At 60.0% G+C, this 14,842-nt stretch carries 13 protein-coding genes and 4 pseudogenes; 4 read left to right on the top strand and 13 right to left on the bottom strand.

All coding sequences use genetic code 11. From position 1 onward, the window contains the following. Positions 1–13 precede the first annotated feature (13 nt). The gene (locus QW845_RS18855) at positions 14–550 is read left to right on the top strand and encodes a TIGR02281 family clan AA aspartic protease (RefSeq protein ID WP_315717625.1); all 537 of its coding nucleotides are present in this window, start codon (positions 14–16) and stop codon (positions 548–550) included. Between the two features lie 75 nt (positions 551–625). Here the strand turns inward: QW845_RS18855 and dusA are convergent, their stop codons facing one another. After that, the gene (gene dusA, locus QW845_RS18850) at positions 626–1,624 is read right to left on the bottom strand and encodes a tRNA dihydrouridine(20/20a) synthase DusA (RefSeq protein ID WP_315803052.1); all 999 of its coding nucleotides are present in this window, start codon (positions 1,622–1,624) and stop codon (positions 626–628) included. A gap of 111 nt (positions 1,625–1,735) precedes the next feature. On the opposite strand from dusA, the gene QW845_RS18845 reads away from it, so the two are divergent. Then, positions 1,736–2,797, top strand: a complete 1,062-nt coding sequence (locus QW845_RS18845; protein ID WP_315803051.1) for a site-specific integrase — start codon at positions 1,736–1,738, stop codon at positions 2,795–2,797. Positions 2,798–3,111: 314 nt separating this feature from the next. Here QW845_RS18845 and QW845_RS18840 read toward each other — a convergent pair whose 3' ends face one another. Both QW845_RS18840 and QW845_RS18835 read right to left on the bottom strand, forming a co-directional pair. Continuing rightward, on the bottom strand, positions 3,112–4,251 hold the full coding sequence (locus tag QW845_RS18840) for a carboxylesterase/lipase family protein (protein ID WP_315803050.1): 1,140 nt from the start codon (positions 4,249–4,251) through the stop codon (positions 3,112–3,114). Further along, positions 4,239–4,403, bottom strand: a complete 165-nt coding sequence (locus tag QW845_RS18835) for a hypothetical protein (protein WP_315803049.1) — start codon at positions 4,401–4,403, stop codon at positions 4,239–4,241. Before QW845_RS18835 ends, QW845_RS18840 begins: the two co-directional genes overlap by 13 nt. A 456-nt stretch (positions 4,404–4,859) precedes the next feature. Between QW845_RS18835 and QW845_RS18830 the strand changes: the two genes are divergently transcribed. Next, entirely contained in the window at positions 4,860–5,531 is a 672-nt protein-coding gene (locus tag QW845_RS18830; RefSeq protein ID WP_315803048.1) for a hypothetical protein, read from the top strand. Between the two features lie 19 nt (positions 5,532–5,550). Here QW845_RS18830 and QW845_RS18825 read toward each other — a convergent pair whose 3' ends face one another. The 5 genes and pseudogenes from QW845_RS18825 to QW845_RS18805 form a co-directional block, all read right to left on the bottom strand. Then, on the bottom strand, positions 5,551–7,326 hold the full coding sequence (locus QW845_RS18825) for a tetratricopeptide repeat protein (protein ID WP_315803047.1): 1,776 nt from the start codon (positions 7,324–7,326) through the stop codon (positions 5,551–5,553). Between the two features lie 153 nt (positions 7,327–7,479). Continuing rightward, positions 7,480–7,981, bottom strand: a pseudogene (locus tag QW845_RS18820) (IS66 family transposase zinc-finger binding domain-containing protein); the annotation flags it as partial. 70 nt (positions 7,982–8,051) lie between these two features. Next, positions 8,052–8,372 (bottom strand): IS66 family insertion sequence element accessory protein TnpB, encoded by a 321-nt coding sequence (tnpB, locus tag QW845_RS18815; RefSeq protein WP_315803046.1) that lies wholly within the window; start codon positions 8,370–8,372, stop codon positions 8,052–8,054. 23 nt (positions 8,373–8,395) lie between these two features. Further along, a complete protein-coding gene (tnpA, locus tag QW845_RS18810) occupies positions 8,396–8,803 on the bottom strand; it encodes an IS66-like element accessory protein TnpA (protein WP_315803045.1) in 408 nt (135 codons plus the stop codon). A gap of 499 nt (positions 8,804–9,302) precedes the next feature. Next, entirely contained in the window at positions 9,303–10,268 is a 966-nt protein-coding gene (locus tag QW845_RS18805) for an RES domain-containing protein (protein ID WP_315803044.1), read from the bottom strand. 215 nt (positions 10,269–10,483) lie between these two features. Between QW845_RS18805 and QW845_RS18800 the strand changes: the two genes are divergently transcribed. After that, entirely contained in the window at positions 10,484–11,683 is a 1,200-nt protein-coding gene (locus QW845_RS18800; RefSeq protein ID WP_315803043.1) for a hypothetical protein, read from the top strand. A gap of 25 nt (positions 11,684–11,708) precedes the next feature. On the opposite strand, the pseudogene QW845_RS18795 reads toward QW845_RS18800, so the two are convergent. The 5 genes and pseudogenes from QW845_RS18795 to QW845_RS18780 all read right to left on the bottom strand — a co-directional run. Next, positions 11,709–11,848 (bottom strand): annotated as a pseudogene (locus tag QW845_RS18795) (helix-turn-helix domain-containing protein); the annotation flags it as partial. A 220-nt stretch (positions 11,849–12,068) separates the two neighbouring features. Continuing rightward, positions 12,069–12,290, bottom strand: a pseudogene (locus QW845_RS18790) (transposase domain-containing protein); the annotation flags it as partial. A gap of 50 nt (positions 12,291–12,340) precedes the next feature. Continuing rightward, positions 12,341–12,535, bottom strand: a complete 195-nt coding sequence (gene tnpB / locus QW845_RS34175; protein ID WP_409997939.1) for an IS66 family insertion sequence element accessory protein TnpB — start codon at positions 12,533–12,535, stop codon at positions 12,341–12,343. Further along, positions 12,532–12,696: an IS66 family insertion sequence element accessory protein TnpB gene (tnpB, locus tag QW845_RS34170; protein WP_409997938.1), complete on the bottom strand. Its 165-nt coding sequence runs from the start codon at positions 12,694–12,696 to the stop codon at positions 12,532–12,534. The genes tnpB (QW845_RS34175) and tnpB (QW845_RS34170) overlap by 4 nt, the downstream gene beginning before the upstream one ends. A 194-nt stretch (positions 12,697–12,890) precedes the next feature. Continuing rightward, positions 12,891–14,091: pseudogene (locus QW845_RS18780) on the bottom strand (IS256 family transposase). Positions 14,092–14,842 lie beyond the last annotated feature (751 nt).

The raw sequence follows: 14,842 nt of genomic DNA, 5'->3' as shown, positions 1-14,842 counted from the left end.
CGGGAGGCGCGGCATGAACAAGGTCGTGCTCGTTTTCGTCACCATGGTGCTCACCGCGGGCGCCGTGATCGTCTACAAGGACCCCGAGCAGGCAGCGCTCGCAAGCGACACCGTGTCGGAGGTTCTGCGCAGCCGCGCGCTCCGCGCCAAGGCGAGCCCTCCGACCAACGCGGTCGAGATCGAGCGCACCAGAGGCGGCGAGTTCGCATTGCGCGCCAAGATCAACGGCGTCACCGCGCCGATGGTGGTCGACACCGGCGCCACATCGGTGGTGCTGACCTACGAGACCGCCAAGGCCGCAGGCCTGCCGCTCGAACTGCTCGCCTACGACGTCGACGTCGAAACTGCCGGTGGCCATACCAAGGCGGCGCGGCTGACGTTGGACCGGCTCGCGATCGGCAAACTGGTGGAGCGCTCGGTGCCGGCGCTGGTGGTGCCGCACGGCCAGATGAAGACCAACCTGCTCGGCATGAGCTTCCTCGACCGGCTGGAGCGCTGGGAAGTGCGCTCCGACCGGCTGATGCTGCACGGCTTTCCCGACCGCAGCTGAGGAGCTGGGCCTCGTCGCAGCCAGCAGAGAGATCGCGCGCCAGGCCGTCGCCGAACTGCCGCTGGCCTGAGCCGCTCAGGCCAGCGCAGCAACCGCTGGGCGCTCCTCGACCATCGCGACCGCCTCGCGCAGTACCTCGATGCCGGCGTCTGGCTTGACGCCACGCTCGGCGAGATGGCGGCGGAATGCGCGTGCGCCGGGCACCGCGTGATAGGCGCCGACGAGATGCCGCGTGATCGCGTGCAGCCGCGCGCCCTGCCCGAGCTGGCGCACGATGTAGGGCTCGAGCGCCGCCAACGCATCCTTCATGGTCCGATGCGGCGCGACCTCGCCGAACAGGACGGGATCGACATCGAGCAGCCGCCACGGCTCCTGATAGGCCGCTCGCCCAAGCATCACGCCATCGACATGCGCGAGATGACCTTGCGCAGCTTCGATGCTGCCGATGCCGCCATTGATGATGACGGGCACGTGCGGCAGCCTCGCCTTCAACCGGTACACCCTGTCGTAGTCGAGCGGCGGAACGTCACGGTTCTCCTTTGGCGACAAGCCGTTCAGCCACGCCTTGCGCGCGTGCACGATCAACGCGTCGGCGCCGCTATCGACGACCGCGTCCGCCAGCGCATCGAGCGCGACCTCCGGATCCTGATCGTCGATGCCGATGCGGCACTTCACGGTGACGGGAATGCGAACGGCGTGCTTCATCGCGGCGACGCAGGCGGCCACGAGCGCGGGCTCGGCCATCAAACAGGCGCCGAAGCGGCCGTCCTTCACCCGGTCCGACGGACAGCCGACATTGAGGTTGATCTCATCGTAGCCGAAATCCTCGCCGATCCTGGCCGACGTCGCGAGATCGCCGGGGTCGGAGCCGCCGAGCTGCAGCGCCACCGGATGCTCGCTGGCATCGAAGCCGAGCAGCCGCTGCCGGTCGCCATGAATGACGGCGCCGGTCGTGACCATCTCGGTATAGAGCAACGCCCGGCGCGACAGCAGCCGATGGAACACCCGGCAGTGCCGATCGGTCCAGTCCATCATCGGCGCCACGGCGAATCTATGTAATTGATTTAGCTGCATTTTTCTAGTAAATTCAGTTCGTTAGGTCGCGTCGTGTGCACTCTATTCTACGCCATAGTGCGACGTTTTTTCCGGCTTTTCGACGCCTCAGTGCACACGGAGCGCACACGCGTGGCAACTATCACCAGGCTGAAATCCGGCTCTTGGAGAGCCCAAGTCCGACGAAAGGGGAAATATGTCAACGAGACATTTCTCCGCCGAAAGGACGCCGAAGAATGGGCCATCGATATCGAGCGGCGGATCGATCGCCAAGAACCGACAACGACGCACAAAATCCGCGATGTCCAGCTCTTCGGCGACCTCATCGCGCTTCATCGTCAAGACTTGGAAGAGGTCGGGAAGGACATCGGTCGTTCCAAAACTGCCAGCCTCATCTTCCTGAACCAAAGACTTGGGCATCTTCGTCTTCCAGAGCTTGATCGAGAGCGGCTCATCAAATTCGGAAAAGAGCGCGCGCTGGAGGGAGCAGGCCCCGTGACGGTCGGCATCGATCTTGGATATATCAAGACGATTCTGTCTCACGCCGCCGCGGTACACGGCATTGTTGCGTCAACTGAACCAATCGATCTCGCCCGGATCGCTTTAGGACGTCTCGGGCTTGTCGGAAAAGGCCATGAGCGCAATCGCCGTCCCACGCAAGACGAACTCGATCGTATTATCTCAGCGTTGGATTCCAACAATCGGCAACACATCCCAGTCGGTCGTATCATCCGATTTGCGGTCGCAACCGCTATGCGGCAAGATGAAATTACAAGAGTCGAATGGCGCGACTTCGACGCTAGCGGCCGAATGCTCCTCATTCGCAATCGGAAAGATCCCCGAAAAAAGAAGGGCAACGATCAACGAATTCCCTTGCTGGATGTATCAGGCTATGACGCATGCAAGATCATTGAAGAACAAGGTCGGTTCTCGAATATTCACGAAGGTCGGATTTTTCCCTACAACGGACGATCCGTTGGAACAGCATTTCGTCGCCAGTGCCAGCAATTGAAGATCGAAGACCTTCATTTTCACGATTTGCGTCACGAAGGCACGAGTCGCCTCTTCGAAGCTGGATTTTCTATAGAACAGGCCGCACTTGTCACCGGGCACAAGGATTGGAAAATGCTGCGCCGCTACACACACCTGAAGCCAGAAACACTCCACTCCATCCGTTCAATCCAGGTTGCCTGAAAGGCACCGACACATTGAGGAAGTGAAGAGCTCATCTCGAATCGCTGAAAAATCGAACCCTCGTCTTCAGCTTGGAAGGGTTTCGGCAGTTGAATACTTTCAAGGCGCATTCGGACAAGAGGTACCTCAAAGCGCTATTGAACCGTGATAGCTTTTCCGGCTTGTCCGAATCAGTGCAGGCTCCAGAACGCCCCGTTCAGCCCATCCATGGCTGGAGACCTGTCAGGTTACCCAGAACACAATCCGCCTTATCGAGGAGCAGCGGGCCGCCTAAAGTGATGGCCGCGCAGTTTATGGTTCGCATCGGTGCGCATTCATTGCGAGGTGAGCTTGCCGTATAGTGCATCAAAGAATTCGTAGCGATCGCGGTGCAGCTCCCCACGCATGCCGATCTCCTTGCCGAGTTCCATCACCTGCCCGCCGCCGTTCGGCTTGTAAGCGCTCCATTGCGGCAGACCAAGTCCGTTGGGGTCGCCGGTCTTCGCAAAGTTCGCCCAATAGGACGACATGGCATCGGCGAGATGCCGGTCGTCCGTTTCCCACGGCCAGTCGCGCACGCCGAGCGTGTTGAAGACATAGTAGAGCTCTGCGCTGTGGTAGACGCCGGGCGCGGTGAGCGGGCCGATCGACGACAGCGGCGCGCCGGGCGGGCGGCGGATGAAATAATAACGGTAGACAGCGGGCCTGCCAGTGGCCGCGGCCCGCTCCGCCCAGGCCCAGCCGCCATATCCGATGATCTCGTCGCCGAACAGCGCCGCAAAGGCCGCCTTGTGCTCATCGGGCGTCGATCCCGGCGGGTAGAGTTTTAGAACCTGCTCAGCCTGGTCCTTGAACTGGGCGCGGACGCGATCGGCATAGGAGGGGGCGCCCGCCGAAAAGCTGACGCGCGCGGCGAACAACGTCCCCTCATCGGCATTCCAGCTGACCAGGAGCGGCACGTCGTTCTGCCGGCCCTTGGAGAAAGCCTGCGCCGGATGCTCGGGCACCACATGACCGTCGACGACACCGAAGCCGTAGGTGATCGGCACCTTCAAGATGGCCTCCAACAGCTCGGCGGCCGGCCGTGCGCGCAACTCCGCAAGCGAAGGCTCTCCAAGCGAGGCGACGAAATCGGCACCGTCGCGCTCGCCGGCCGCAAGCGGCTTCGGCCCGAAGGCCGTGATCGGCGTCAGCGCACCGCCGCTCTCGCCGATCGCGCGCGCGAACAGGCCTTTCGCTAGCGGCGAGGTCATCAGCGCGCTGATATCGAGCGAGCCGGCCGATTCGCCGAACACGGTCACGCGGCTCGGATCGCCGCCGAAGACCGAAATATTGTTCTGCACCCATTTCAGCGCCGCGATCTGGTCCAAGAGCCCGTAATTGCCCGACGCATGCGTGTCGGATTCCTTTGTCAGCTCAGGGGTGGCCAGAAAGCCGAAGATGTCGAGCCGGTAGTTGATCGTCACGACCACCACGCCCTTGCCGCCAAGCGCGCGCCGTCATACTCGGGCTGGGAGCCCGCGCCGTTGAGATTGCTACCGCCTTGGATCCACACCATCACGGCCAGCTTCTCGGCTGCCGATGTCGGGTTGAATGGATCGATGTCGCCGAGCCGGTTGTTCTGCATGCAGCGCGCGCTCCACTCGGTGGCAGTTGGCAGGTAGATTTCGCTGAACGGAAGAAGCGCGCGATACCTACGACGGAAGCGCCCCTTCAACTTTTCACGAACGCGCGGCCAGACTACACTAAAGCGCAAGTACGATCAGCCACCGGCATTTCATCTGCTTCACTGAATCGGTTTTCGCATTGGGATGTGTTGGGCAAATTACCGGCAATGGGAGGTCGATCACGTAAGGCCGCTGTCGTCGGCGCGAACGCTGAGCGAGCTGATTGCTCTGTGCCACTTCACCAATCTTCAACCGCTGTGGCGCAGTGAGAGTCTAAGGAAGGGCCGGGCGTAGTGCCCCGTCCCAAAACACGCGTACGCACCTGTCTTTTCGACGTTTGGCGCGCATCCCCTGATTGACAGCAACGCCTTTTACTCGATGATGCCGTCCAAGGACTTGGAATGGGAGGCGGTCAAATGGTTGCCAAACTGGCACGTGTCGCATTGCGGGCGGCGCTCCTCGTAATCGTATTTGCCGCCATGAGCAGGGTTTCTTTTGCTCAATCCCCTCAATGTATGCCGGGCGGAAGCTGTTGTATCAACGGCACTTGCGGCACGCTAGAAGAATTCAAGCGGAACGCGACAATCGTCTGCCTGCAAGCGGATGCAATCGAGAACAAATCTCTTCCGCAAAGCATCGCGTGGGCCGGCCGGTGCACGGCAGCGCAAATGATGGCGGGACGAGTTGAAGAGACGCAACTGGCCAACGCCAAAGAACATCGGCAGGCGCTCGAAGCACAACGTGGGCTTCGCGAAATGGGCGCACCGTTGCCGCCAGAAGACCCTATGGTGATCGCGAAAGACGAGATGGTCGCGGCGATCACTGAATGTAGGAATAAGAGAATTGAAGGCACGTTGAAGACCTTTGTTGCGTCGGCCGAGTGTGCCAATCCTCGCATCATCGAAGCGTTTAGCAAAGCCAAGTACCGCTACATGGACCTCATCGCGGCATTCAATGCGAAGCGCCTTCAAATATCCGAGCGCGTTGACAGAGAGGAACTCACGGAAGCCGACGCACAAACTGAAAGTCAAAGGCTCTTCGCCAGTATCGTCGAGGCCGAGCGGCAACGCGACGCCATGCGGAAGTGACTGCGCGAGTGAACCACCGTTACCGCTTGCAAACACCATCATAAAGCGTTTCGCCGAGCGTGTCTGGCACGACGGCCGCCCAGCCGCTTCTGCCCTCATAGCTTCCTGTTAAATTGCCTATCCCATCGTAGCTTGCCGACGAAATCGTACGTATCCGCCGCGCGCCGCAGTTTAGTTCGAATTGCTGCACCGAATACGGGCTGTTCTCGTCGTGAGCCTGCTTCACCCAAATGTTTACGGCTTCGCCGCGCTCGTCATTGAACGTCTTCATGTCGATGTAGAGGCGCGCATTTTTCAGTGGGCCGATCTCGCGCCAGCGGTCTATCGCATCGGGAGCGCCGTTATATCCGCGCGCAGCACGCCGGAAGTCGAGTTTGGCGGCGTGCCAATTACCCGCTTTGAGGTTGGCGTCCGAACGCTTGAGAAAGAGGTCGCCGATCACGAAGTTTGGGAAGCCAAAGGAACCATTTCCAGTCAGAAACTTTCCTGCAAAATCTTCATACTTCCAATCCGGGTAGAAGGTCTGCTGTAACTTTCGCGCGACTGCATCGTCCGTGGCTGTCCTATATTCAGGGTAAAGTGCTCGGAATTGACGGATGTTGGCAAGCAGCACTTGCCCTCCTAGTTCAAGGGAAAGTGCAGCTGTTAAATCTCTGACGGACAGGTCCCATTGTCGCGTTTTGATGTAAGCATCCGCGCGCGCCTGATAGCTTTCTGAGTGCTGTAGCTGACGCTCCCCATTCTTGATCACTTCACTGAGATCAAAAATCCCAGCGAAAGTGTCGCCGATCTCGATTTTGGCAAGAGCGCGATCATTGAGGCTAACAAGATCTTTCGGATCGGCCACAAGTGCTCTGTCGTAGTCGGCAATCGCCTGTCGCCACTTCTTCAAGTGAGAATACATCAATGCGCGCTCTTTAAGTGCCCAGATGTTCTCGTTGTCGAATGCCAGAATTTGATCAAGCAAGTTGATCATCGTGTTATTCAGTTGATCGTGTTGAGGATCATAAATACTCATCATTTGAAAAAAGAATGTTTTGAGAAATACCTCGGCCTTGAAGAGATGCGGCAACGCGGAGGCTGGATTTATCTTGGCGGCCGTATCGAAGTCATCAAACGTGCGGCTGAGTAAAGCTTTCTTCGTGGTCTCATTTTGTTCAAAAAATACGAAGAAGCCGTGATAGAGTCCTCGGAACAAATATGGTCGATAATCGCGGGCGAAGCGTTGCACCAGCTCGTCCAAATCTGTTTCGGTCCAGACGCAGACCGGGCCAGTTTTCTCCGGCTTTACGCCGCCGCTGTTCGACAATTCTAAAGCCTTGCTGAGATCGGAACGAGTAGCTTGTTCTAGGTCGTTGATCGCGGCGACGTAGTCGCCGTTCAGATATTCGATTTTAGCTCGCGTTGCGAGCAGTGACCCAAACGGCGTTTTTCCGGCTCGAGAACCGCTGACGGATTTGAGGGCGCGGCCCAGGTCTGCCGAGATCGCGGCACGATCATTACCGGCATCACAGAGCGCGAAAGCCCGCATAACGTAGCCATCTGAAAAATCGGGATACTGTGCAAGAATCTGATTGAGTGCTGGCAACAGTGTTGATGGCTTGCTGTTGTCGGAGGCTTTCAGCGCGTCGCCAAGCATTCGCTCCGGCGCCGTCAGTTCGATTTTTTTGATCGGAAGCGGCTCGACCCGCATCTCCTCCGGTTCCAACACACCGGATATCAAGACCGGGCTTTGCTGAGCCGTGGCAGTCGGGTTCGTCAAAGCAGAAGTCGCGGCGAAGACGAGCGCTTCCAAACTAGGTATCCAGAATCGACGCATCTAACCGCGCCCCCGTCCCGAAAAGGCGCAACCTAGACGGTCCGCTAAATGTCAGCAAGCCGTTTCCGCCTTTTCGCAATCGCTTCCGCAACCTTGCGCTCCGTTCAAATAAGAAGCCGTCGGCGGATTCTCCCGCACCGTCTCGACCACCTTCCACTGTCGCGGCACTGCTTCCAGCGTCCGCGTCACGTCCTCGCCGATCTTGCGCAGGCGATGGCCGCCACAGCACTCGCACGCTAGCGGCGGATCGATCACAACCCGTTCGCGCGGCAGATGCTCCGGGAAGGTCTGGCGCTCCGCACGCTTGCGCGTAAAACCGCGGACGGTGGTCGTCCTGGCCGCCGCCTGCTCGGCGGATAGCTCGTCCTCGGTGCCGTCGGCCTCCAACTCCTCGAAGGTCAGCGCCAACTGCTCGATCAGCCGCGACGAACGCTCCGACCGCTGTCCATAGATCTGATGCCTCAGCTTGGCGATCTGCAGCTTCTGCTGGGCAATCAGCGCGCTGTCTTCCGAGGCTTTCGCGCGAGCGACCGCGAGCTCCGCCGCAATCTCCATCCCTGGCGCGCTCAGCTGCCAGCGCCTCTTTCAAGGCCGCGATGTCATCGGGAACGGCGTCGCGCTCAGCGTTCATGCGACGCAGTGAATCACAGATCGGAGGTATTGTGACTCCCCAAACGCTCAAAGCCGAAGGATTTATTGGCTCAGCCCGCGCTTTGCGGTCGCCAGCTTGCCTGGGGATTTCTCCAGTCGATGCCCTCGAGCATGTAAGCCATCTGCGCCGCCGAGATCGACACCGCGCCGTCCGACGCCGAAGGCCAGATGAACCTGCCACGGTCCAGGCGCTTGGCGTACAGCGACATGCCCAGCCCGTCATGCCAGAGAATTTTGACCAGATCGCCGCGGCGGCCGCGGAAGATGTAGAGATCGCCGGCATGTGGATCGCGCTTCAGGCTCTCCTGGACACCAAGCGCCAGGCTGTGCATACCGCGACGCATGTCGGTGTGGCCGGTCGCGATCCACACGCGTACCCTTGGCGGAATTGGGATCATCGCGTTCGGCCGTCCGCCAACGCCGCGATAGCAGCCTTCAGCGTCCTCTCATCAACGATGCCCGTGATCCGCATCCTCGCTCCGGCCACAAGCTCGATCTCAATCACGCCACCGCTGGTCGGCACAACCGGATCAGGCATCACTACCGGATCTGCAATCACGGTCGCCGGAACGAAGTCCAGTCGCGGCCCAGCTTCATTCTGTTCCGCGCGGAACAGCCGCCGCCACTTGAGAAGCAACGAACGTGAGATGCCGTATCGCCGGGCGGTTGCCGAAACCTGCCGGCTCCCCTGCAGGCTCTCCATCACGATCCGGAGCTTCTCATCCTCTGACCAGCGTCGCCGCCGACCCGTCTCGACCACTTCAAGCCGCCCGATCCGGGCACTGTCCTTATCTCTGTCCATAAGGACAGTTCTCAGCACCAACACCAAATTGCCAAGGCGGCCCTCGGCGGAGGATTACCGAGCACGGCGGCCTTGTTGTTCAGGTCGGTGACACAGGATTGCGACGCAGGCGGTGCCGTGCTTTCGCTGAAGTTTTGACTTTACGATGCACGTGCCATCATCGCTTAGCGCAAAAAATGCGCTCAAGCCGCCTGCAATGTCCGTAGTCGAGAAAAGACCAGAAGACATGTGCTCGCGATAAGCCTTTCGCACTGTGACCCCGGCGGACCAAGCGCCGGTCCGCCGAGGCTTCAATGGACAGTATCGATGGGGCACCATCGAAGCCTTTGAGTGCCATTACCGTTACACCGCAATCATGAGCGAAAGATCGTCAGAAGCATCCTCCGCTAGATATTATGATTGACACAACCCATGCAGGTCGAAGAATTAAGGTGAACTCCAACTGCCCAAACGTTGCCGAGAAACGCCGCGAATAGGTCTGACGACGGCCCGTGCTGCTCTAGACTTTTGTTGGCCAGCGTTCCAGTCGCTCCATGCGCTGCCGAACAAAGCCCATGATCGTCTCCTGGTCAATCCCGTCCCCCTCTGGTCGCCAGTGAATCACGCCGTCGGAACCAATTTCCTGCGAGCGCAGACGGAAGCGAACTTGCATAAGCGGCTGCGTTTTCTCTGGATGCAGTTCCTTTTCCCCTATCTCGATCATCCAGGCCTCGGAAGCTCTGAACACGGCATCCGCCCGAGCTGGTCGCATGCAAACGTTGATGCCATGGTCCTGGGTCGCGACGCTCGGGTACTGGATCGCATCTAGCTTTGGTGCGCTGAAAAGCATGTCTGCAAGCGCGATAGTGGGATAGTACAAATGCGGCCGGTCGTCTGGAACGACCGCCCCGAAAATTTCGCTCAGATAGTCGTCAACCAGAAGCCACTTTTTGTAATTGCCCTCTCCCAACTGACCGCGGAAATGCGGTGCAGTTCGGAAAATGTCGCTCGGTCCGAGCGCGTTCGCTTCCGGCGCACGCGCCCGCTCAAGCCCGATAAAGGCAGTGTTCAGTTCGTCCATGGCTCCGGAGCGGGTCCGTGCTACGAGCACAGTCACCATGTCACCGGGCTTTACACGCAACTCTATGGCTGCCGCATTTGGCGTATTCGCTGCGTAGAGCAGAACTTGACCTGGCCTGTTGAGCCGACCTGCAGTCCTTACAAGGTCTGGTTTCGGTGGATACCAAAGCTCCGATGCGGAGGTGAATAGCGCGCCTGGCCTGTTCACGCGGGCTCGATACAGGCCGCTCACCTTCCATGGGCGTATCTGGAACGGGTACTGATCGATGATGCGCGCCACACGGGCTGCCACCGCTTCTTGTGAGAGAGCGCGCATATCCGAACGCCGCAACCGAGCAATGCGCTGCCGAAGCTCATGGATAGATACCCGGCCCATGAGGCGGTTGCGCTTGGCACTCTCTTTCATAGCCCTACCCGCGAATCAGTTACCATTTCGATCAAAGCGCCACTGAGCGCGCCCGTCCAGTAGTAGTAGACCCCAGCACTGGAAGCATCAGGCGGCATAAAGCCTGAAGTCACCGAGGCTTCCACCACGACCGGCGCCTGATCGACGGCAATCCAGATTCGCGAACCGAGACTGCTCTCGCTGGCATTTTATCAGCGCATGTGCCATCGTTCCTCATGGCCGAAGGTGACGATGTCTACGCACTGTTGCGCTGCAACGAGCTCGACCAGGACGAACTGGAGCGAGTGCTCAGCTTCTTCTACGGCCATGGCCACCACGCTCCTCCCAACGAGATCGTGCATGGTCGAGAACAACGCAGCCGTGCCCTCCGGACCATCTACGATTCTGACGGCAAGCTGATCAAAGTTCTGCTCGGTCCGGATGCGTTGCCGGACGATATCGACCAGCTGCGCAAAAGGATTGAGACGGACCTTCTCTCCCCTGGGACGAGGCTGGTCCGTCGACAGATATTGTTCGCTAGCGTTCCGACAGTCGGGCAATTTCGTTATAGAGATGTTCTTCAAATATTGCCCTTGCCACCTGAGGCACCTCGGCCAGGTGAACTCATAGGCGACCATCCCTTGTTACTGGAATACACCGTCTCCGCCAGTCCAGACATGATGGTCACCATTTATCGCCAGCAGCGGGTCGCACGGGAGCTTGGGCTGGTTCTCTCTTCACTATTGGATTTCCGGGTCCGGAGCCTCGGCAATTATGAGAAACACTGGTGCCTCGATGTCTCCGATGGTCAAATTCGCCTTCCTAGCAAGTTCTTGCAGGAAGGCTATGCGTGGGATGGCCCCCAGCCAAGTGACGACGACTTTGCGGACGCGAGCCCATTCACGCCGATCACTCTAGTTGAGATCGATCAGTACTTTGCAAGGCGCGGTATCTCCCTCGACAGCAAATTGGAGCTGCCAGCTGACCTGCCGCAGCAACTCGACCGCTTCTTCGGGCTAACAATGGCTGATCGCGAGAAGTTTCTCCGCGCCAGTTACTGGTTTCAGCACGCCGGAAAGGTCTTCCCGCTATCGAAGTCCGCGTCGTTCATTGCGCTGGTGAGCGCGGTCGAAGTTCTCATGCCCGAGCTCTCTGCGGGAGAGGCATGTCCGCAGTGCAAGCAGATGATAGGAACAGGCCCGACAAGGCGATTTGTCGAATTTGTCGAAGCGACCATCCCCAACAGTGGTCTCTCTAACCAAGAAAGGCGCCGCTTCTACCGCGTTCGTTCCGCTCTCGCGCATGGCGGCAAGCTCTTAGCCGTAGATCACAATAATTGGGGCTTTACGCCGAAACAGATCGGCGAGGACTATGACGCACGCACCATGTGGAAACTCGTGCAGATAGTTCTGCATAACTGGCTCGCGCAACGATGAAATGTCGGAGCGATTCCGCGCGGTAAAGGATTGAGCGCGGTAGCGCCGTGATCTGATTCGGATGAACGTCGAAATACTGGGCCAGTTGGGCTATCGTCCGATCGCGGCGGCCAGCGCCACCTGCGCCTTGAAGGCCGGTGAGTGGTTCTGGCGGGGTCGTCTGCTCGTGGTCTTTCCTGTTCACGAGAACACGTCACCCGGTCAAGGGCAGAAGCGGCAGCGCTAGCTGCCGGGACCGCCACCGACAGTGCAAGCGGCAATTGAGATATACGTTCGGGAGCGCAACGCCCGTGACAGCCGGAGGGCCGGTCGCGAAATTCGCTCCGATGCTGGCCACCGGCTGCGGCGTTACCTCCTTGGTCAGGAGCGCCGCGGTCGTCAGGAAGGCGCGATCCTCGGCAGCTTCGAGAGCTGCGACGGCCTGATCGATATCTTCCAGAACGAGCTGGAGTTGATCCGCGTCCAGCCTTTCCGAGGAACGACCGAACTGCGCATCCTTCGCAAGCTTGAGCAATCGCTCGAGCCGGGCGCAGCGCTCCAGCAGAGCGGCGGCAAAGGCGCGCAGCTCGGCTGGATCGCTCGGCAGCTCATCAGGCAACTCACTCAATGCCCCGAGATTGCCATGCTTCGCGCTCCGATGCAGCGAAGATTTCTATCTCACGCAAGTGCTTTCGGCTGCGGGATGCGAGGCGCATGCATGCGCGTCCAATCCATGCCGGCCAGAAGCGCCGCCAACTGCGCGCTGTTCATCCGCATGACGCCGTCCACGACCGGCGGCCACTTGAAGGCGCTGCCCTCGAGCCGCTTCCAATACAGGACAAGGCCACTGCCGTCCCAGACGACGATCTTCACCCGATCGGCGCGCGCTTCGCACGGAAGACCACCGCCACGCCCTTCATCGGATCGTGGCCCAGCGTCTCCTTCGCCAGCAGCGCCAGGCCATCTGCGCCCTTGCGGAAGTCGACCGGTCGGGTTGCAACATAGATCATGAGGCCCGCAGGCGCCGTCAGCATGAACACGTCCGGCGCAATGCCGCAAACACATCGCTCAGCACGGCAAGCCCAGGCGCTCCGCGCACTTCCACCCGTGCCCCCAGGAGCTCAACCGTAACGACGGCAGCCTCCACCGATCCGGAAGGATCGTGTCCCATAGAGTGGTGTAGTTGGCATGGTGGGTCACCGGGCGATTCCGGTGCGGGCCGAGCTGGTCAGCCCGCCACAGCGGGCAGGCCGGCAATGAGATCATCGCTCAAAGGCGCGATGGTTTCCAGCGTCATGTAGCGAGCGCGCTGGACGGCCCACTCGTCGTTCTGTTCGAGCAGGATCGCGCCGACGAGACGGACGATGGCTTCCTCGTTTGGGAAGATGCCGACGACCTCGGTGCGGCGCTTGATCTCGCCATTGACCCGCTCGATTGGATTGGTCAAATGCAGCTTGGCGCGGTGCTGTGCCGGGAAGCTCATATAGGCGAGCACGTCAGGCTCGGCCTCATCCGTGAGGGCTGCGAGCTTGGGCACATTGGGACGGATCTGGTCCGCGACCTTGCGCCATTGTGTCTTGGCTGCCTCGGCGTCGTCCTGGGCGAAGGCCGTGGCGATGAAGGCGGAGACTACGCGGCGCCCGCTCTTGCCTGCATGGGCGAGAACGTTGCGCATGAAGTGAACGCGACAACGCTGCCAGGTGGCATTGAGCACCTTTGGAGACAGCGGCCTTGATGCCCTCGTGAGCATCCGAGATCACCAGCTTCACGCCACGAAGGCCACGGCGTGTGAGCTCGCGCAGGAACGCGGTCCAGAACGTCTCGGCCTCGGACGGGCCGATGTCCATGCCCAGCACCTCACGCCGGCCGTCGCTGTTGACGCCGATCGCGACGATCACCGCGACCGAGACGATGCGCCCCTGCTGGCGCACCTTCACGTAGGTGGCGTCGATCCACAGATACGGCCAGTCGCCCTCGATCGAACGGGCGAGGAAGGCCTTCACCTTGTCGTCGATCTCGCCGCACAGCCGGCTCACCTGGCTCTTGGAGATGCCGCTCATCCCCATCGCCTGCACGAGGTCAACGACTGAACGGGTCGAGACGCCCTGGACGTAGGCTTCCTGGATCACGGCCGTTAGCGCCTTCTCGGCCATCCGGCGCGGCTCCAGGAAGCCCGGGAAGTAGCTTCCCTTGCGCAGCTTGGGAATACGCAGTTCGACCGCACCGGCACGCGTCTCCAAGGTCCGGTCACGATAGCCGTTGCGCTGCGCCAGACGCTCGGAGCTCTTCTCGCCATAGGCCGCTCCGGTCAGCCCGGCGACCTCCATCTCCATCAACCGCTGGGCTGCAAAGCCGATCATCTCGCGCAGAAGATCGGCGTCGGGGGCCTTCTCTACGAGCGCACGAAGGTTCATCATCTCGTCGGTCATCGGTGGTTCCTCGAATCAGGTTGGTGTCAGCAACCCGACCCTACCGGGCAATCGCCGGTGACCACCGCAAAGCCGTCCACCCGCTACGGCGCTATGGGGAGCGCGCGGGCGGACGGCTTTGCTCTACCGAGTTACACCACGCCCGGGGACACGACCTTCAAACAGACACGGCGACAGGGAGGCATCCTGGGGCAATAACCCAGCGACCCAAAGGGTCAGCCATTGAGGCTAGATCCAATGCAGACTACTAGAAGCCGAGGAGCATTCGGACCATCACCGGCGCCTCTACAGGCAGCTTGACACTGAAGCGAACGTACTGCCGTTCGTCTTGCCGGCTTCGAGGGCGAACTCAGTCATCAGGCGCTTCCTTCCTTGTTGTGCGTGAGCACTATAGAGCAGAGAGCACACGCTTGGGCCGACACCGCGGGAATTTTGGCACCCGTCGGCCAATCGGCGCCCCTCCATGCCTTTAAATGCCAAGGACACCTGCGTCCCGAACGTAAGTAGCAAACGAAAATATCAACAAAAACAATGAAGTTTGCTCAAGACTGACTACCTTTGTCACCGTCTGTTCACGGGGTTTCGGTGGTCAGACAATATTCAATCGCGACGACCGATTGATCGAGCGAACTCGAAATAGCCTTGCGTTCATCCAGAAAGACCCGCGAAGCCGTCGAAGCTGAAGTACATGTCGTGATGCAGCTGATCCTGTCGCTACTCGGCACCGTCGTTTTTCTGGTTGAGGGAAGCT

It is taken from the genome of Bradyrhizobium sp. SZCCHNS3002 (assembly GCF_032377435.1).
In the GTDB taxonomy this organism is placed as follows: Bacteria; Pseudomonadota; Alphaproteobacteria; order Rhizobiales; family Xanthobacteraceae; genus Bradyrhizobium.
Note: the sequence above shows the minus strand (reverse complement) of the source record. Positions and strands in the feature narration are given on the sequence as shown.

Bases quoted from the DNA above. Each gene is read 5' to 3' on its own strand.
- QW845_RS18855 (WP_315717625.1), top strand. From the start codon at position 14: ATGAACAAGGTCGTGCTCGTTTTCGTCACCATGGTGCTCACCGCGGGC.
- dusA (WP_315803052.1), bottom strand. From the start codon at position 1,624: ATGCAGCTAAATCAATTACATAGATTCGCCGTGGCGCCGATGATGGAC.
- QW845_RS18835 (WP_315803049.1), bottom strand. From the start codon at position 4,403: ATGCAGAACAACCGGCTCGGCGACATCGATCCATTCAACCCGACATCG.
- QW845_RS18830 (WP_315803048.1), top strand. From the start codon at position 4,860: ATGGTTGCCAAACTGGCACGTGTCGCATTGCGGGCGGCGCTCCTCGTA.
- tnpA (WP_315803045.1), bottom strand. From the start codon at position 8,803: ATGGACAGAGATAAGGACAGTGCCCGGATCGGGCGGCTTGAAGTGGTC.
- QW845_RS18805 (WP_315803044.1), bottom strand. From the start codon at position 10,268: ATGAAAGAGAGTGCCAAGCGCAACCGCCTCATGGGCCGGGTATCTATC.
- QW845_RS18800 (WP_315803043.1), top strand. From the start codon at position 10,484: ATGGCCGAAGGTGACGATGTCTACGCACTGTTGCGCTGCAACGAGCTC.
- tnpB (WP_409997938.1), bottom strand. From the start codon at position 12,696: ATGCTGACGGCGCCTGCGGGCCTCATGATCTATGTTGCAACCCGACCG.